Genomic DNA, 19,347 nt, shown 5'->3' with positions numbered 1-19,347 from the left:
CCAACATCCCCTCATTTTTGAGTTAAGTACTTTATATACTTTTTTGTTATTTCCGGATCCTCTAACTCTGAGGTATCAACCAGCTTTAAAATGGCATTCTTTAATGTTACACATAATTTATCTTTTTTATAGACTTCTCCACGAATGGTTGCGTACTCTGCATTATAATCCTCAATGGTAATATTAATTTTCAACTGTTCGCCCGGAGAGGCATGTTCGTATATCTGGTATCCCTCTGCCGTTACAATGGTTGGTCTCAATGTTTGACCGGATGATATGACAATCAGCCATGCGGCACACTGGAAAATACTCTCCAGCAAAAGGGTATCGTCCATGTAATGATTCTCATTTATAAATTCCGAATTTCCATAGGTGACATTCTTTAATGCCGAAGCTTCCTTCCACTCCGTAAATGATAATAATTTATCAATCAGATGAAACCGCATGTTACACTTCTCCAGCCGGGGTTTCATTGAAAATTTTCATAATATATTTAATATCGATCAGCCTTAAAACTTCTTTTGATGTTATATTTTCAGCCTGAATATTGTCATCTCCAATCGCAGCCTTGATTTTTTCGACTCCCTCTCTGGTAACATATCCTGCCTCATCTATAAATTCATCTTCTGTCAAACCGCCTCTTACATCTTTTTGGATCACCTGCATGGTTACCTTCTTACCGGTCTGCCGGCTTAACTTAAACAAAATGTCCAGCAAATCCAAAGATTCTGCATCCAAATCAACAACAGGTCTTGTTACTTCACTGATTTCCTCCTTTTCAACGTCAAGTACCTCTGCAACCGTCTCCTGTACCATGTCAAATAATTCCTTGTTCTCCATCGCTTTATCCACCTTTCTTATTAACTGACTGGAAGCGTTCTTCCCAGACCACCGCCAATCAGTATATTTTCACCAGTAATGTAACTTGCTTTCTCAGAAATTAAAAATACCATTAAATCTGCAACATTTTCAGCAGAACCGAATTCCTTGCAGGGAATTAGTTTTTTAACACTTTTCCCAATTTGCTTTTGAGCCCCTTTCGACATCTGGGTATCAATCATACCTGGACTGATACAATTGACCCGTATTCCAAAACGCGCCACTTCGGAAGCAAGTGATTGTGTAAATCCGATCATAGCGCTTTTAGAGGAACAATAGTCTTCCATTCCGGGAATGCCAAAGGTGCCTAAGATAGAAGATACATTAATGATCACTCCCCCATACTGCTCCAGCATAATTGGAACCACTGCTCTGCAGGAATAAAATATGCTGAATAGATTCGTTTCCAAAACAGTTGTCCATTCATCAATGCTTTTGTTCACAAAAAGACTTTCTCCTGAAATTCCTGCACAATTAATTAAAACATCAACTCTGCCACATTCCTTTTTAACCCTGTCTATTAACAATTCCACCTCTTCATGATTGCGGATATTGCAGGAAATGCCATGAAGATAGCCGGGAAATGCCTGCTCTAATTCACTGGCAGTATCCTTATTTTTCAGGTAAGTAAAATATGTATGATAGTTTTCTTCTGCAAGCCGCTTACATATTTCACTTCCAATGGCACCGGAACCTCCGATTACAACTGCTGCCTTATTCATATTTCACCTCTTTCCTATGATTGCTCTTGTTTATTTAAAATTTGATTCAGTAAGACTTTATCTTCCTCATCTTCATAGGAATAAACTTTCCCCTTACTCAGGCTTCTTTTCATCATGCCTTTTAAAATGCTCTTTGGTCCCAGGTCAATATAAATATCAACGCCCTCCCCCTCCAGATATTTTATGGTTTCATGCCACCGAACCGTGGAAACCATCTGTTTTGACAACAGACTGTAAATATCTCCTCCATACGGAAGACTGCTGACATTTGAAATTACTTCACAATTAGGGGTTGAAAAGTTTATTTTTGATAATAAAGATGAGAACTCACGGGATGCCATATCCATATAACTGCTGTGAAATGCAGCGCCAACATTCAATCTGGTCGTTAATATACCATTAGATTCCAATGTCTTTTCTATTATATTTAATGTATCCGAGTCACCAGACAAAACGATTTGATTTGCTGAATTGTAATTAGATATACTGATTTTGGAATGATGCTGTTCCATAAATTCTTTGCACAAAAGATTCACATTTTCATAGCTTGATTTTACCGCAAGCATTCCGCCCTGGGATTTGTCTGCCTCTATCTGCATGAGCCTTCCTCTTTCAAGTACTAATCCCAGAGATTCTTCAAAAGATAATGCCCCCGATGCTGCAAGCGCAGTAAATTCGCCAAGGCTGTGACCAGCCATATATTCAGGCCTAATATTAAATTCATTTAAAAAAGCAAGATAGTTCATGTAACTAACCACAAATATGGCGATCTGAGCATGATCCGTTCTCGTCAGATATTCCAAATCGCTTTCGCAGCTCAACTTGTAAAGGTCCAGGGCAAAGCGATTACTGATATCCTGGTAAATCTTTTTTACCCAATCGAACGTTTCGTAGAGTCCTTTTCCCATAGAAACATATTGAGCACCCTGTCCTGGAAATAACATTGCAAACTTCATGATCCATATCCTCCTTTCTCTCTCACAGAGTATTCCTTACAGAATACTTCAGATCCTGTTCTTTTCATTGATAGATTATTTTATCTGTTATGGATTAAAACATAAAAATGAGCAAATTTAAAAAAATGTCCACTTTCTGTCGTTTTTTGTCCACTTTAATTACGCGCAAATATTTGTAATTTTTATTTATATTAAGTCATTATTGTTTTTTTATCATTATTGCATGTTTTAGTTGACAGATATTATTTGTTTTGATACAATTACAAAAACCGACCAGCGGTCTTTTTGGAGGTAAGAATAGATGTCAAGAATAGATAAAGCCAGTATTACAAAACAGAAGATCACAACAACAGCCACCGTTCTCTTTTCTCAAAAGGGCTTTGAAAATACGACCATGATGGATATTATGAAATCTACTGGATTATCTAAGGGCGCTTTATACCATCACTTTAACAGCAAGCAGGAAATTATGGAATATATCATTGCTCAAAGAAAAGAGGCTATAAAAATTTTGTTTGAGAGATTGGTTGAGAACAGAGATTTGAATTCCGTAGAAAAAATTGATCTGCTTGTAAGAGAATTACAAGGGGATGACACTCTTTATAATCTAACTCAAAATCATTGGGCGGAAAAAGTTCCTTATGCTTTACTTAATACATTAAGAAATTCCATCAATGTTTTAAGTAAGTATGTGGAAGAGATCATTCGTCAGGGAAATGCTTCCTTGGAATTTAACTGCAAGTATCCCAAAGAGATGGCAGAAATTTTTATACTTCTATTTGATATTTGGCTGGATCCTATCATCGTCAACAGCACATATATTGAAGTATATAATAGAATCCAGTTTATTGTGACAATGCTGCAAAAATTCGAGACACCTCTCATTAGTGAAACCAGTGAAAATATAATCAAAGAAAGGTTAAAAGTATATTATGAACAGTAAAAAGAAAATTTTAATGGTCAATCTGCCCTTTTCCGGTCATACCAACCCCACCCTTGGACTTGCAAAGGTGATCATTAGCCTAGGGCATGAAGTCACCTATGTACAGGCTCCTGACTGGAAGACAAAAGTGGAAAAAACAGGGGCTCATTTTATCCCCTATGATGATTATCCAGAAACATTATCCCCCTCTCAAAAAGAGTTAAAAAGCTGGGGCTCTGCTTATAAGACTGTGAAACGAATTGGCCGTGATTATGACTGTCTCATTTATGAAATGTTGTTTTTACCTGGCAAGTCTCTGGCTGATGAACTGGGAATCCCAGCATTCCGGCTGTTTTCCACCTTCTCTTTAAATGAGCACGTTCTGAGTTATTTCGGTCAAACAGGGGGATGGTATATGACCTGTATTTTCCGGTATCCCTTTTTATGCAGCCTGATTTCTAAGAGAATTCAGAAAAAGTTTCATTTGCGCTATAACAGCATTGCAAAAGAAATGGTCGACAATGCCCCGCCTTTAAACTTCACCTACACAATCAAAGAATTTCAAATTTTCTCTGAAGAATTTGATCCATTCCATTATAAATACATAGGAGCAGCAATCAGTGACAGGCCAATTGATCCATCCTTTCATTTTCCCGAGCTGCGCTCTCCCTTAATTTATATCTCTCTAGGCACACTTTTAAATAATTCCACATCCTTTTTTAAAAAATGTATTCAGGCATTCAAGGATAAACCTGTGACTGTAATTATATCAATCGGATTGCTTGTGAAAGCGGAAAAACTAGGTTCCATCCCTGATAACATTTTTATCTATCCATTTGTACCCCAGTTAGAAATTTTAAAACAAACAAGTGTATTTATCACTCATGGCGGAATGAATAGTGTCAACGAATCTATTTATTATGGAGTCCCTATGCTTGTAATGCCAGTGGGAAACGACCAGCCTGCAGTAGCAAGACAAATAGAGACCCTGCATATGGGGAAAAGACTGTCAAAAAAACATCTGACTCCTGAAATCTTAGCAGATAATGCAATGAATATATTAAATGATGATTCTTATAAGAAAAGCATTCAAATCTTTCAAAAGAGTATGCTTAATGCCGGTGGAAATAATCAGATCGCAGAAGAAATTCTGGAATATTTAAGTTGATACACTTTTAAGCGTGCTTATTTACTGAATGTCACAACCGCAGTTCTTTCATAACTAATTTTCGTTAAAAGATAAGAAGAACATGTATAAACGATGATTTCAATGGAGGACTGCGGTCAATGCATTGTGATTCAATTTCTGAAAATCTTCTCCAATGATTTTCCTTTTGCCAGCTCGTCCACCAGTTTGTCAAGCCACCTGATTTTCTGCATGAGAGGGTCTTTAATCTCCTCAACACGATGACCGCAAATCACACCTGTGATTTTGACCGCATTGGGGTTTATCTTGGGGGCTTCCAAAAAGAAAGTTTCGTAGTCAATATCCTTATCAATTTGCACCTGCAAGCCGGAAATCTCATAGCCCGTCAGCCAGCAAATCACGGCATCGACTTCTGATTTGGTACGCCCTTTTCGCTCTGCCTTTTTAACAAGCAACGGATAGACCGAGGAAAACGCCATTTGAAATACACGCTCATTTGTCATGATATTACTCTCCCTTTCTCTTTTATGATTAAGTTACTGCTATTTGATTCCTCTCTTAGGAATCTATAATTTATTATTGGGGTGAAATCTTCTATCTGTTTAATCCCTGTCCGATTGGAGTATTCATTTACATATCCTTAATTAATGATTTCCCCTTTGTTATTGGCCAGCTTTTCACGCCACTTTCGCACTTGCTCCGGGGTCTGTTTTAACCATTCTGTTTCTTCTCCTACAATCTTAAGAGGCTCTGATGAGCGGTAAGAACGTGTCAAATTGCCTGGGAATTTCTTATCTGTAACATTAGGGTCATTTTCATATTCCCCTGTTGGTTCCACGATATAAATTCGTTCTCTTCCATCTCCTTTTGCTAAGGAAGCTGCAAGCCCTGCACCATTTAAAAGAGCAGTAAAATAAATATGGTTCATCTTTAGTTCGGGTTTATAATTGGATTCTCCTCCTGGAGTCAATAAATCACCCACCTGTAAATCCGCTTTTGTCCCATGATAAAAGGGGCCTTTATCCGTTGGCGGAACCTCATGTAATTTTGATTGTTGGTCATTCATTTTTGCCTTATCTAAATTGCCCATATCCTCATAGCATTTTGCTATGTTTCGATATAATGCTGGGAAAACACTCTTAACGCTTTCATCATTCCATTTTAAGGCGAACTGCAAAGATGTTTCAAACCATTTTAATTTCTCGAAACGATCTAATTGGCGCCTGGCTATATAATACGCTGAAATAAATCGTTCAAAGTCATTGGTTGCTTCACTCCATGCTTTTTGAAAGGATTCACCTGCTTCTTTGAGTTTGCCGCTGTCTTCCATGCCCATTCCTATCATACATAATCTAACAATGTTATTGTTCGGATCAAATTGGATTTTCATCTTATCATACCTCTCTTCTTATATTCTGTACATTTTTGCCTTCTGTTATTTGACCTTTCGTTTATTTCATTATCATATCTCTTGGTTTAGCTGGCAGCATACCCTTTATTTTTTAATTCCGAATAAGAATCTGGCTATTTTGATTCGTTTGAATAACTCATATACCAGTAAGGTAAATCCAAAGGAGGCCAGGCATATAATCATATACTGAATTATTGCAGCCTTTACGTGACGAATCGTAAAATACCCTATCATTACTATGATAGACTGGTGGAATATATATAAGGGAAAAGCAACCGGTGTAAAGTATACAGTAAATTTATTATGAAACTCCAGATATTTTCTTCCAAGCCCCAATACTGCCAGTATTCCTACCCATGCCAGAAGTCTCTGCTCCACGTTCCATAGAAGAGAATTGCTTAATCCCATTTTATACATAACACAGCGCCAGACAATAAGCGCTCCCCAGAGTACAGCCAATATTGCACGATGCCTCTTAAGCCTCTCCTGGACTTCTTCCATGCTAAGAATAAAGTAACCTAATAAGAAATAAGAAGCATATTCTCCCAGACTCTTATTCCCAATATTTAAGATAGGAGTTGCCACAACAATCAGTATAAACATAGAGATCAGCGGGATCAAAGTGAATTTCTCTCCCTTAAGTTTCTTTTCTTTGTTCCTGTACCAGACCATAGGAAATAAAAAACAGAGGAAAAAACAAAGAGATCCATAATAAACCAAAGATGTCCCGGTGTAAAATGTCCATCATAGCCTCTCAAGTCAGTCATTTGAAAGAATACTCGAAGGTGTTGGAGATAGGTTCCACCATAGCCGTAAAAACTACGGCGCGCGATATAGGTCTGCACCGGCACCAGTAAAATGATTCCGGATATACAAGGAATGAGAAGCTTATGTACTCTCTCAACCAAAAATTCTTTCGCTGTTCTTTTATTCAACGCATAAACCGTGGACATACCGGCCAACGCAAACAGGATTGCCATCCACCAGGGATAGAGAGATATGAGGAATAAGCCTGCAGCCTCAGTGCCTCTACTATGTACATACCAACTATCACCGTAGTTATTAAATATCATGGCTGTATGATACGGAAACAACAACAGAATGCATAGATTACGAATATTATCAATATAATACTTTCTCATATATTTCCCCCCCCATACAAAACAGGTGATAAATCTTGCTACCATAATAGTATGTACTTTAAAATGAACTCATACATACTCTGCACCATTTATAAAAGAGGTATAATACTGGTCATAGGGAAAGGAAACTGCCTGGGCCATGAGGCCACTTTTCAAAAGGGCAGATATTATTTCTGTCATGATTGAATTACGTCTATGCCATATTATCAAACTTGTGCTTTATTGTTACTTACCAGTTATTTTGCCCATAAAGAAAACCTTCAAACTGAGTTATATTATTATACCTCAGTTTGAAGGTCTAAACAAACATTTGATACTTCTATATCACACCCTATATCAAACAATTTTTTCTAGGTTCCTACTATTCCCCCGTCTAAAATTCTATATCACTTACATACGTTGATGTTATCGGATATGCAAAAAACAAATTGATTTTTGGTGTAAAAGTATTATTTTTATTGTATTTGAAATTTATTTGCCAACTGCTTTTAAGCGGCATATTCAATGAAACAAGACCAGTTTTATCCCATGAATAATTGTTCAAAGAAATCGTATTGTTTTTAGATACATTTTTTACTGTAATACCATTTACAGAAGTACTTTTTACCCCACTCATTGATATGGTGTATACGACGGAACCTTCCGGTATTGTGTCCTTTGATCGTAAATCAACAGGAACAGTAACATCTTTGCCACTCATATTAATACTTCCTAATGAAACAGTACAGGTTGCGACTGAATAAGTAGGTCCGCCAACCAATAATATATAGCTTGAAGATGCAGATGTCATACCCTTGACTTTAACATAATAATTTCCGTTTGAAGATACGTTAAAAGGATACCCTACTGGGAATAATCGACTCTTGGTATATGTACCTGAAGTTACTAAATTACCATCAGAATTATATATTTCATAATCAAATGGATTATCATTACAGGTAATATATTGTACGCCAGCATTTAAATAGACCTTATACCAATCCTCATCTGTTTTACTTGTATTCCCTTTTACTACATATTGATTTGGTCTATTGCCGCTAATAACCTGTGCCGCACTTTCGTAATTTGCCTGGATAAGTTGTGCCGTTTCCATACTATCATTCGGTTCTGTTTCATTTACAGTTTGGGCTTTCGCAGTGAAACCACTTACCCAGAGCATACAACTGACCATAGCAACTGTAGTTAATACTTTAAAGCTTTTGGTTTTCCTTATCATTGAACCAACCTCCACATTTTAATACTGTAAGATATTTAATTTGGACAATCTTTCAATAACTTACCTTATCATTTTATGTGATGGTGGGGACATTTATGTCAATTCATATCTTCTTCCTTGATCTCTCATCCCAGGAAGGATATATTTCCATATCATAGCGATATGCAGGTACGTGGTCCGTCACATAATAACCTGTTGCCTCATAAAATGGTTGATCTCCACCAGTCATGCCTTTGCATTCCGGATATTTTAACATAACACGATTGGAAGCCTCATTTAATATCGCAGTCGCCAATCCTTTTCTCCGTTCCCAAAAAGCAACTCCCAATGGCTCTAATTCACAATATGGCATCCTCTTGTCATACCATATGATTGCCATGGCTACAGGTCTGTTTTGCGGATCTAAAATGCAAAGATCCAGGTATGGATCGTAATGCTTTTCGTTGCGCATTTCAAAAAATGCCTTTGCACAATCCGGCACCTCACGAATGCTATAGTTAAATGAAGCCATATGTACATTTGCTAAATAAAATGCAGGAGTTTCGTTTCCATCCGCGAATCGATACCCCTCTGTCAGCTTAACAGGATACGGATCCGTATCAAATGTACGAATGCGGATCCGTTCTCCCCACTCTTCTTTTTTAAAGCCTTCTTCTAAAATAAGATCTGACAGAGTAGAATTCCACTCCGGAATCAAGACACGAACAAAACGCTTAATTTTATTCTTATCTTCCACACATGACATGGTTGTTTTCGCAAAATGAATCATGTCTTTTAGAAGTTCTTTATCCTGGGCAAACGTTTTCTCTCTGAATAGAAAAAAGACGGTTCCATCATCATTGCCCTCATTCATTGCACAGGCAACGATGGTCTTATCAAGAAAATACACACCAACGGTTCGCTCCCACACATTTGAATAACGCAAAAAAGATGGATGCAATCCATTGGTAAATTCCAGTCGGCTTAAACCAAAAGTGGGATTCTCCCATTGATATGAATTTAAAATTAACTCCTCGATATCATCAAAATATTCTTTCTTATAAAAGGCAAACCTGTATTTCATTATCATATCCCCCTTTAAACAAATTCCAATACAAAATGTTACTTATTCCCTTCACACATTGTATCATATATCACTGCCTTTCTTATAAAATAATTTGTGATATTAAATCAAGTACGATCAAAATTATATAGGATACCACTTGCCATTTCTCATGAAATCGGTTATTTTAAACCCATGTGGAGTATTTTCAGGAGATGCTATACTAATTAAGATAAAGGAGATTAATAATGGGAAAAATAATATTCATAGATGTAGACGGAACATTGGTTGATTACGAAAACAATCTACCTCAATCAGCTGTAGAAGCAATCCGAAGAGCCAGAGAAAATGGTCATAAAGTTTATATAAGCACGGGCCGCAGCAAGGCAGAAGTATATCAGAACATCTGGGATATTGGCCTGGATGGAATGATCGGCGGAAATGGAAGCTATGTGGAAGATCATGGTCATGTCATAATGCATCAGATGATTACCAAGGAACAATGCAAGAATATTGTGGACTGGTTACATCTTCGGGGACTTGAATTTTATTTAGAGAGTAATAATGGACTTTTTGCAAGTGAAGCATTTGAAACCAGAGCAGAGGTGACGATTCAGGAATATTCCAAAAGAAAAGGCAAGGAAGGCGCAAATTGTTTGACCGTTCGCGATGTCTTTCCTGATATGATTTTCGGCGGAGAACTTTATCGCAGTGATGTTAATAAAATCAGCTATGTTCTGAACTCCTATCAAGACTTTCTGGATACGAAAAAACATTTTCCTGACTTGGAATCTGGCATATGGGGCGGGAAAGGGGAAGAAGCACTTTTCGGAGATCTATGCACAAAAGGGATCAATAAAGCCAATGCAATTAAACATTTACTAACTTATTTACAGGCTGATCTTTCAAATACCATAGCTTTTGGTGATGCAAAAATTGATATACCAATGCTACAATGCTGTGCTTATGGCGTTGCAATGGGCAACGGAGGAAATGAAATTAAAGAAATGGCTGATTATATTACGGATGATGTAGATCAGGATGGACTGTATAAAGCATTTATCAAGTTGAAATTGATTTAAGACACCAAAGAATCACTCCGGACTGTCAGGAGAAAATACAAATTACCATTACGTAGTTCTTTGAATCTATTCCGCAGAAAAGCATGCTCTATATAAAGGACCCGCTGCAACAAAAAGCACCTCAAATGTGGACTGAAACTACAGCAGACATTTGAGGTGCTAATTTGAGACGGATTGTAATAAATCTTTTTTACGAAATTTCTCTTTTCAGACATATAGCAGTTGCCATTTCCCTCACCTTTGGATATTTACTATTGCGTGCCTCTGAAATAGCTGAACTATATGTTTGATCAAAATGATTATTCATGTAATTTAGTGTGTTTACTTGCCATTTCCATAACTCATCAGGAGCAAGGTAAAAGAATTTAGGTTGAATTTTCTCCTTATAGATCTCCTCATCCATGTTTAATATGTTTTCTACCGTTACTACGTCTGATAGTTCTTCTAACTCAGGGAACTTTTCGGTGCCTCCCCATTTCCCATGATTCATGGGACAAACATCCTGGCAAATATCACAGCCGTAAATCCAATCCCCAAACTCAGCAGCCAGAGGCTCATTAGAAAGATCTCTGCCCCCAAATGTTGTTAGAAAAGAAACACATTTTAATGGATTCATGGCATAGGCTTCGCATAGCGATTTGGTCGGACAGGCCTTAATGCAGCGGTCACAGTTTGGAGGGCAAGGTTTCAGCCTCGTCTCTTCGATCAGCTCCATTTCACCGTCCACCAGAAATGCTTCTAAACCAATCCATGAGCCTGATTCTGTATAGAAAAAATTATTACGGCGAATGACGCCTATCCCTGCCTGCATAGCGGCCCAGCGCATCCCAATGATTCCAAATTTTCGGTTGATAGCTGTACGCATACCCAAATCCTGCATATATTGCTCCAGCAGAATGCTGTTTTGAAATTCCGTTGTACCTTCATTTACACGGGTATCCATTAAATAATGTTTTGCAATGTGTCCGTTTAATGATTCTGGTACCTCGTATTTTGAATATGACTTCGCAAGGATCACGACTGACTTTGCCCACGGATACTCCTCTTTAAATTTTAAAAGGCGCTCCTGCCCTTGATAAAAGGGTTGGGACCCTGGTATCTTTTGTGTCCGTTCATGAAACTTTTCTTCGTATCCGGACATCATTTCAACTGGGATGATACCGCATTTTTCATAACCAAGCTCAAGAGCCTTTTCATGTATTAACAGTGCTGTTTTATCCATCTTAGATTCCTATCCTCCCAAATTTTATTTCACCCATATCAAACTTCATTTGCAACCTTCAAAATTTTCAGCTTCTATAAAAATAATGACAAGGCACAATACACCAGTAATAAGGCCATAATGATATTAATACCCTTACGGTATTTGTTAAATATTTTTTCAAACACTGCGCCGAATACAGCCCAGCAAAGGCAACCTGAGGTGCCAATCAAGGCAAGCAGTAAAGCAAACATCTCAATGGTAACCACATCATGATAGTGTGGCAGAACATACGAAGACATTGCAGTGATTCCGTACAATATGATTTTAACATTAACAAATTGGAGGAGTATTCCAGATAAAAAAGTATTTGCCTGCGTGATTCCATTGTTTTTTTTATTCGGCTTATCTCTCCATACGGTCCATGCCAAATAAAGAATATAAGCCGCTCCTATAAAAATCATAGCTGGCTTAATGGAAGGGATATACTCATACAACAACGTAGAAAAAGCAGCACACGCTGACATCACAATAACAAATCCAGTAAAGATACCAGTAAAAAACGAAATAGAACGCCTGAAACCATCCCGTCCAGCATTTGTCATAGACATAATGTTATTTGGCCCAGGCGTATACGCAGTTAAAAATGTGTAAGAAAAAAAGGCTGATAAATTCATAGTATGTACCCTCCAGAGATGTAATTTAACTGTATGCATACAGCATGGGAATCCCATTAATTCATAAATGCCTGATTGCATTTGTCTCTTCATAGTGTTATGATATCATTAAATTATCATTCATTCAAATCGATATATTCATATTTATAGTTCAATATTTTTGAACTATTAGTGAGGTGACTACTTTGGACTTTAAATATCTTTATACCTTTAAAACAATTGTTGAAGAAGGCAGTTTCATTAAAGCCGCAGCAAAACTAAATTATACCCAATCTACTATTACATTTCAGATGGGACAGATGGAGCAGGAATTATCAACAAAATTGTTTGAAAAAATTGGCAGGCGCATGATGTTGACAAAAGCCGGAAAACAGCTCGTACCATATGTAAATGATGTTCTCACATCCGTCAATAAAATGCGTTACTTTGAAAATGATCTTGCAGAATGCCAGGGAGATTTGCAGATAGGTATTGCAGAAACCCAGTTATGCTATAAAATGCCGCCAATTCTCAAGGAATTTCATCAGCAGGCTCCCAATGCCCGTTTATTTCTTCGATCCATGAATTGCTACGATATTCGTGATGAGCTTATCAATGGAACTCTGGATATTGGGGTATTTTATGAAAATGTGAGTGGATATGGATCCAATTTAATTACTATCCCAATGGGAACCTTTCCGATCATATTAGTGGCTTCCCCTGAAACAAAGAAGCGCTTTCCGGATTTTATAACACCCGATCAGCAAATTCCAATTTCATTTATAATTAATGAGCCTAATAGCATTTTCAGGCAACTTTTTGAACGGTATATACGTGAAAAATCCATTCTTTTAGATCACACAATTGAATTATGGAGTATCCCTACGATTAAAAATCTGGTTAAGAGCTCTGTCGGCATCTCGTTTCTGCCCAAATTTTCCGTACAGGAGGAACTTGACCGCGGGGAACTGGTGGAGATACCCACAGATTTATCTAATGTACAGGTTACTGCTGTCTGCGGTTATCATAAAAACAAATGGATCAGTCCACTGATGCAGGCTTTTATAGATCTTTGTACGGCAAAATAGGAATGCAGATTATTTATCTGCATTCCTGTTCTCGCTGTTACTCTGGTCGATTCGGTCAACAAATGATACTTCAAAAATCAATTGATAATTATCAGTGTTATGGTCATCTTAAAAATTTGTGAGGCGAATATTAATATAAAATAATTCTTTCACAAATTTATTCATTAATATCTTTTAGCTCTTCACAATACATATCTCTATAAACGGCGCATTCTTGCATTAATCTTTCATGATTACCAATTCCAACGATTTCACCACCTTCTATTACAACTATCTTAGTGGCGTTTTTTGCTATTTTTACTCTATGTGTGATATATATACCAATTTTATCTTTGCTAATTTCAAAAAAGCTTTTAAATATTTTCATTTCAGCCATTGCATCCAGAGCTGAGCTCGGTTCATCTAGTAAAATGACATCTGCTTTCCTGTAATAAGCTCTAGCTAAAGCTATCTTTTGCCATTGCCCTCCCGAAAGCTGACTTCCATTATCAAACCAATTTCCTAATGTTTTAGCCAGATCATAGTAACCATTGCTTTTTAAGAAATTAACATTTGCTTTATCCAATGCTATATGTATTTCTTCCCTATTAGCCTGATGATTGATATCTCCAATCACGATATTCTCTTCTAATGACCCCTCAAATTTTAAGAAATCTTGAAATAATACTGAGGTTCTTTTTCTATACGATTCAACATTACATTCATTTATATCCTGGCCATTGACAAAAAATTTCCCTCTTGAGGTTTTATAAAGCCCACATATGATTTTAAAAAGTGTACTCTTGCCTGATCCATTTTTACCAACAATGGCGATTTGCTCTCCAATATCGAGTCTTAACGTAACATTCCTTAAGACGTCTCTAAATTCCGGATAATCATATCCGACTCCAGATAGCTCCAGTGAAGAAATTCTTTCTACGTTTAATTTCGTATCGCTGTCTAACTCTTCCTCTCCGTCAGAATCATCCAAGAACTCTTCCAGTAATCTGATATACAGATTTGAATTATATATAGTATAAATTCCTGAGGCTACAGCATTTGTAGATCCCTGGACCATGTTAATTGCATTTAAAAATGACATAGCTGTACCAATCATGATAGAGCCAATGTAAGCGGCATGAATTGCCATAATCATCGTTACCAGACTGAACACGTCTTGAATCAGTGCAATTGATATATTTAGGATCGTTTTAAATTTCTCAATTTGATTTGATTGGGAGATAAAGATATTACTCAGCTCTATATACTTATTTATAAAGTGATTTTTTAACCCATAAGATTTTATCTCTTTAAAGGCGGTGTCATGAGTTAGAAGATAGGAGTAGTACCAGGATTCTCTTTCCTTATCACTTCTTTTATATTTCATAATAAATTCTTTATTACCTATAAAAATCTCACCCATAAACATTGATATGGAGATAATCAGCAAGATAATTTCCACCCACACATTCCAGCTGATTATTATGACAGAAGCTAATACAGCAGATACCCCATTAGAAAATATACTCATGATAGCTTGTAACGTTTGATAAGGCTTCGTCGCGATATCTTGCTCCAGACGTGCTATCGTGTCATACGTTTCTGTTCTTTCAAGCGTTTCTAAGGATAATTTTGAACACTTCTCAATAATAATTTTATTGATGCCATATTGTAATATGTTATTAAGCTTACTTAATACATATCCATTTATATTTTGCAATATAGTTCCAATACCAGATATTGCAAAATATATGATTATTAATTGCAACAAAATACTGAATGGTCTTTTCAGTAATTGTATCTCATTAATAATTCTTTGACTTAATAAAAGTGTAGCAATAGGAAACACTCCATTTATGATAGAAAGCAGGACTGAAAAAGCAAAAATTTTTTTATTTATCTTACATAGCAACCGGATCGTGTATATAAATAATTTTATATTGCTTTTAAATTTATTCATTATAATCCTCAGATAATGTATATTGATTTAGTTAGAAAGAGGTAGCATCTGAGAGATATTCTCAGATGCTACTTTCTTTAACGGCAAGTTAATTATGATGAGGAACGCACGGTAGTAACAGATTTTACTCTATTTCCTGTACGATATTCGCCACTGCCACTACAGCCACAACCACAGTGAACGCAGCCATCATCATTGCCTCTGTATCCAGCGTAACCGCTAGAGCATGTACATGCCTGAGGCTGAATACCACTTCCTGGGTTTCTCCCAATTGGATTGATGAATTTCATAGTTAAATCTCCTTTCCATCTTTTTCTAAATACATTTATGTAAAACAAACGTATTTGACTAACTAACGAAACCCCTTCTCGTTATACTCCATGAGTTCTTCAGGATTTTCCTCCAGCGCTATATGATAACGAACAAGATTGTTTTCCAAATACAACCTTTCGTTTCTACAGGAATTGTGCCTATATGAGAAATGCGGGCCTTTTTGATCATAGCAATTCACATAACACATGGTGCAAAGATTAACCGCCCAACAGTCTTTGCAGTATTCTTTCGCATTATCTATAAAATCATCAACATACAATTTCTGAATACCCTCTAAATCAAACCCAGTATCAACATTTCCAATGTCCGGAATATTTCCCACCTTTTCACAGAGAAGAAATTTACCGTCTACCGTTACATATATTCTTCTTTGTCCTGGAACACAACAACCGTTCATTCCATAAGCCTTAACTGGATACTCTGATAATAGACGTTTATGTATAATGAGCATTCCTTTATCCATAACACCATCTGAGAAAAGCCCCTTTTTTTCGTTGCTATCTTTCATTTCTCTCCGGTAATTCAAGTCCCATTCATTTAAGGGATCGTATGATCCATCTGTAAATTCACGCTCCTGAATGCTTTGTGGAATAAAATACTCACTATCTTTAGGACCATGATCCACAGACGCTGTTAAGACCATAATACCTTTAGGAATCCAATCTTCATGCTCTAAAAACTGTTGTATTTTATTATAGTTTTCATCATAATCCGGGCCAGAGACCACCATATTAAATGATATCTTTGATTGCTTTCCCAACCTGTTTTGTGTATTTAATAAAATCTTAGCACCTGCAACTGTTTTACGAAAGCTTCCCGTTCCCTCTACAGTGATTCGATTCGCATCATGAAGATCTTCAGGACCATCTAAGCTGACAATAATATCAAAGTCATTTTGTAATAGATACTCCGCAATTTCATCAGTTACCAAAGCTGCATTGGTAGTCATTGCAAACGTAATCTCTTTAAAATTTCTTCTTGCATATTCAACGGCTTGTTTAATCAATCCGAAATTTAATAAAGGTTCTCCACCATAAAAACCAATATGGACCTGCTCTGCATCTTTCGAATGATTAATTAATAAGTCTATTGCTTTTTTAGCAGTATCCCAAGACATATTTCGATGCCCAAATTCCCGATACTCTTTATGTGAAGGATTATAAATACAGTACTTACATCGCAAATTACATTTTTCAGTCACCTCTAGTGTGACATTTTCCACTCCACTTTCTAATGTTTCCTTTAAGTGAGTTACTGCTGAACCGGTTAATGTCTTTAGAACTGGTGCGGATAATATATGCTCTGCCTTCACTGCTTCTTTAATTTCATGAATCGCGCTTTCTATTTCGTCCTCATTCAGGTCAAGCTCTTTTAAATCTTCGTAGCTATCGCTTTGCATGAAACATTTTAAAACTTTATATACATTTTCTTTCAAGCATGCAACCTTACCTGTTCCGGTATCCAGAAAATAATAATTTCTCTCCGTCTTAAAAACTTTTCCCAGTCTTCCCGGTCTACCACTGGAACAAAGTTCATCATAAAGATCTTTCATACTATTGTTAACAGCGACCATATCAATTCTCCTTCCATTGTTAATCTCTTCTTAGATGAAAGTTACTCAAAGAAAAAATCTTTCTTGTCTGGTATTATGATATCAAACAAAAAAGATTTCTATTTTAAGATTCTATATTAAAAGTCATGAGAATTGATTAAGAAATTAATGGATTATGTTACAAAACTCATGGATCAATGAAGTATTTATTGTATAATAATTACAATCTTTTTATACAAACACAGACGATTTGCTAATTTATTTATAATATATAATCATTCACTAAATTGGTATTGTAATTATAAATGTAATTGTTTCATCTTCACTCTGTGCAACAATATCACCACAATGCAACTGTATAATTTCTTTTGCTATTGACAAACCCAGACCAGCTCCGTTAGAGACAGATGTTCTTGATTTGTCCAGCCTGTTAAACTTTTCGAAAATACGGGATAGTTCCACTTCTGATAAAGTTTCACCCTCATTTTTAAATACGATAACAAGCGTATCGTTTTTGATTTCTGCCGATATAAATATCTCAGTCCATGAATAACTATAACTTATTGCATTTTTCAATAAATTGCTAAATGCTCTAGACATTTTCTCGGGATCTATACTGCAATACAAATTTTCGTTTATCTCTAATTTTAGAGTATTACCATTTTCCACGAGCATTGGATAGAACTCATCTGTCAGTTGTATAAACAAATAATATAAATCTACTTCTTGTTTATTAATTTCAATTTTTTGAGTATTATATTGAGTGATCTCGAAAAACTCATTTACCATTTGCTCTAGATGCATAGCCTTATCAAGTAATATTTCTACGTATTCTTGTCTTTTACTTACTGATAAATCCGGCATATCTCTGATCAGACTTAAATACCCAATAATAGAGGTTAATGGTGTTCGGATATCATGAGCAATATATGCAACTAATTCACTTTTTTTGCTCTCGGCAACCTTCATTGACTGATCTGCCATTAAAACCGACATCTTAATCTGATTCATTTGTATTTCTATTTCCTTTAATGGTTGAGATAATTTAATTACACAATCATCTTTTTTAAATAAAATCTCTGCAGCATTAATTATTTCATTTAGATATCTCCAAGGCTTATACCAATAATACATAAATATACTGATAAAACCTATAAATATATACAGGAACTGAATTAATTCAACTCGAAGAGCTAACCATTGAACTATCGATGTTTGGACTTTGCTTGCATAATAATCGAAAATAACTCTTAAAATCCAACCAACTACAAAATAAAGAAATAGACTAACAAAAAGATGGCACACCAGCTTTTTACTGCATTTAATACGCTTTTGATTTTCCCTACACAATTTTATAGCCGACCCCCCATACCGTTTTAATGTATTTGGGGTTCCCCGCCTTGTCCCCTAACTTTTCACGCAGATGACGCACGTGAACAGAAATGGTGTTATTTTTTGTATAATAATCATCATGCCAAATCAGTCTAAAAAGCTCATCGGAGCTAACTACTTCCCCTTTATGTTCCAACAGCAATCGTAATATATCATATTCACTTGGCGTCAGGCTAAGCTGTTTTCCCTTTAAACTGCACTCTCTTGTTTTTATGTTGAGCTCTAGTCCTAGGTATGATAAAACGCCAGAATAATCTTCTGCATCTGTCTGATTATATTTTTTATATCTTCTAAGCTGTGCTTTCACTCTTGCAATCATTTCCAATGGCAGAAAAGGTTTTGTAATATAGTCGTCTGCACCTAATGTTAACCCATTAATTTTACTGACTTCATCATTTTTGGCAGTCAGCATTATAATTGGATATCGATATACTTCTCTGATTTTTTTGCATAAAAAGAAGCCATCCTTTCCTGGCAGCATAATATCCAAAAGCACAAGATCAAATTCCACTGTATCAATAATTTTTAAAGCAGCTTCAGCCGTAAAGCATTTGTAAACCTCAAAATCCTCATTCTCCAAGTATAATTCAATGAATTCAACTATGCTTTTTTCATCTTCGACAACTAAAATCTTATTAGACATAATTAATTCCCCCCTATTACAAAC

21 protein-coding genes are annotated in these 19,347 nt (G+C 36.2%); 4 read left to right on the top strand and 17 right to left on the bottom strand.

The window, feature by feature from the left end:
* Positions 1–11: 11 nt before the first annotated feature.
* From T546_RS0110200 to T546_RS0110185, 4 genes are read right to left on the bottom strand one after another with little or no spacing between them, the layout of a single operon-like run.
* Positions 12–446 (bottom strand): hotdog family protein, encoded by a 435-nt coding sequence (locus T546_RS0110200; RefSeq protein ID WP_026891521.1) that lies wholly within the window; start codon positions 444–446, stop codon positions 12–14.
* A gap of 1 nt (position 447) precedes the next feature.
* Positions 448–840, bottom strand: coding sequence for an acyl carrier protein (locus tag T546_RS23285; protein WP_026891520.1), 393 nt, complete (start codon positions 838–840; stop codon positions 448–450).
* A 20-nt stretch (positions 841–860) separates the two neighbouring features.
* Complete coding sequence (locus tag T546_RS0110190) at positions 861–1,601, bottom strand: SDR family NAD(P)-dependent oxidoreductase (protein WP_026891519.1); 741 nt, start codon at positions 1,599–1,601, stop codon at positions 861–863.
* A gap of 14 nt (positions 1,602–1,615) precedes the next feature.
* Positions 1,616–2,557, bottom strand: a complete 942-nt coding sequence (locus tag T546_RS0110185; protein WP_026891518.1) for an ACP S-malonyltransferase — start codon at positions 2,555–2,557, stop codon at positions 1,616–1,618.
* 301 nt (positions 2,558–2,858) lie between these two features.
* On the opposite strand from T546_RS0110185, the gene T546_RS0110180 reads away from it, so the two are divergent.
* Positions 2,859–3,500, top strand: a complete 642-nt coding sequence (locus tag T546_RS0110180; protein ID WP_026891517.1) for a TetR/AcrR family transcriptional regulator — start codon at positions 2,859–2,861, stop codon at positions 3,498–3,500.
* Complete coding sequence (locus tag T546_RS0110175) at positions 3,490–4,647, top strand: macrolide family glycosyltransferase (protein ID WP_026891516.1); 1,158 nt, start codon at positions 3,490–3,492, stop codon at positions 4,645–4,647. The genes T546_RS0110180 and T546_RS0110175 overlap by 11 nt, the downstream gene beginning before the upstream one ends.
* Positions 4,648–4,778: 131 nt before the next feature.
* On the opposite strand, the gene T546_RS0110170 is transcribed toward T546_RS0110175, so the two are convergent.
* The 6 genes from T546_RS0110170 to T546_RS23270 form a co-directional block, all read right to left on the bottom strand.
* Positions 4,779–5,129, bottom strand: a complete 351-nt coding sequence (locus tag T546_RS0110170) for a DUF2200 domain-containing protein (protein WP_026891515.1) — start codon at positions 5,127–5,129, stop codon at positions 4,779–4,781.
* Positions 5,130–5,266: 137 nt separating this feature from the next.
* Positions 5,267–5,692: an NAD(+)--rifampin ADP-ribosyltransferase gene (gene arr, locus T546_RS25920; RefSeq protein WP_242842224.1), complete on the bottom strand. Its 426-nt coding sequence runs from the start codon at positions 5,690–5,692 to the stop codon at positions 5,267–5,269.
* 429 nt (positions 5,693–6,121) lie between these two features.
* A complete protein-coding gene (locus tag T546_RS24610) occupies positions 6,122–6,709 on the bottom strand; it encodes an acyltransferase family protein (RefSeq protein WP_330371912.1) in 588 nt (195 codons plus the stop codon).
* Positions 6,655–7,179 (bottom strand): acyltransferase family protein, encoded by a 525-nt coding sequence (locus T546_RS24605; protein ID WP_051629729.1) that lies wholly within the window; start codon positions 7,177–7,179, stop codon positions 6,655–6,657. The genes T546_RS24610 and T546_RS24605 overlap by 55 nt, the downstream gene beginning before the upstream one ends.
* A gap of 373 nt (positions 7,180–7,552) precedes the next feature.
* Positions 7,553–8,395: a hypothetical protein gene (locus T546_RS24600; RefSeq protein ID WP_051629728.1), complete on the bottom strand. Its 843-nt coding sequence runs from the start codon at positions 8,393–8,395 to the stop codon at positions 7,553–7,555.
* Positions 8,396–8,498: 103 nt separating this feature from the next.
* Entirely contained in the window at positions 8,499–9,458 is a 960-nt protein-coding gene (locus tag T546_RS23270; protein WP_051629726.1) for an N-acetyltransferase, read from the bottom strand.
* 227 nt (positions 9,459–9,685) lie between these two features.
* On the opposite strand from T546_RS23270, the gene T546_RS0110145 reads away from it, so the two are divergent.
* Positions 9,686–10,519 carry a Cof-type HAD-IIB family hydrolase gene (locus T546_RS0110145; RefSeq protein WP_026891513.1) on the top strand — a complete coding sequence of 278 codons (834 nt, stop codon included), beginning with the start codon at positions 9,686–9,688 and terminating at the stop codon, positions 10,517–10,519.
* Positions 10,520–10,709: 190 nt separating this feature from the next.
* On the opposite strand, the gene T546_RS0110140 is transcribed toward T546_RS0110145, so the two are convergent.
* A complete protein-coding gene (locus T546_RS0110140; RefSeq protein WP_026891512.1) occupies positions 10,710–11,741 on the bottom strand; it encodes an epoxyqueuosine reductase in 1,032 nt (343 codons plus the stop codon).
* A 74-nt stretch (positions 11,742–11,815) separates the two neighbouring features.
* Positions 11,816–12,397 carry a LysE family transporter gene (locus tag T546_RS0110135; protein ID WP_026891511.1) on the bottom strand — a complete coding sequence of 194 codons (582 nt, stop codon included), beginning with the start codon at positions 12,395–12,397 and terminating at the stop codon, positions 11,816–11,818.
* A gap of 185 nt (positions 12,398–12,582) precedes the next feature.
* On the opposite strand from T546_RS0110135, the gene T546_RS0110130 reads away from it, so the two are divergent.
* Positions 12,583–13,464, top strand: coding sequence for a LysR family transcriptional regulator (locus T546_RS0110130; protein ID WP_026891510.1), 882 nt, complete (start codon positions 12,583–12,585; stop codon positions 13,462–13,464).
* Positions 13,465–13,621: 157 nt separating this feature from the next.
* On the opposite strand, the gene T546_RS0110125 is transcribed toward T546_RS0110130, so the two are convergent.
* From T546_RS0110125 to T546_RS0110105, 5 genes are all read right to left on the bottom strand, one after another.
* Positions 13,622–15,403 carry an ABC transporter ATP-binding protein gene (locus T546_RS0110125; protein WP_026891509.1) on the bottom strand — a complete coding sequence of 594 codons (1,782 nt, stop codon included), beginning with the start codon at positions 15,401–15,403 and terminating at the stop codon, positions 13,622–13,624.
* A 92-nt stretch (positions 15,404–15,495) separates the two neighbouring features.
* Complete coding sequence (locus T546_RS26340) at positions 15,496–15,693, bottom strand: Apre_1838 family putative sactipeptide bacteriocin (protein ID WP_084326305.1); 198 nt, start codon at positions 15,691–15,693, stop codon at positions 15,496–15,498.
* 62 nt (positions 15,694–15,755) lie between these two features.
* Complete coding sequence (locus tag T546_RS0110115) at positions 15,756–17,309, bottom strand: radical SAM protein (RefSeq protein WP_207641314.1); 1,554 nt, start codon at positions 17,307–17,309, stop codon at positions 15,756–15,758.
* Between the two features lie 261 nt (positions 17,310–17,570).
* Positions 17,571–18,422, bottom strand: coding sequence for a sensor histidine kinase (locus tag T546_RS0110110; protein WP_242842219.1), 852 nt, complete (start codon positions 18,420–18,422; stop codon positions 17,571–17,573).
* Positions 18,423–18,630: 208 nt separating this feature from the next.
* On the bottom strand, positions 18,631–19,323 hold the full coding sequence (locus T546_RS0110105) for a response regulator transcription factor (protein ID WP_026891506.1): 693 nt from the start codon (positions 19,321–19,323) through the stop codon (positions 18,631–18,633).
* Between the last annotated feature and the right edge of the window lie 24 nt (positions 19,324–19,347).

The sequence above is a fragment of the [Clostridium] aerotolerans DSM 5434 genome (genome assembly GCF_000687555.1).
Lineage (GTDB): Bacteria > Bacillota > Clostridia > Lachnospirales > Lachnospiraceae > Lacrimispora > Lacrimispora aerotolerans.
The sequence above is the reverse complement of the archived record's forward strand: the minus strand, read 5'-3'. Positions and strand labels throughout refer to the sequence as shown.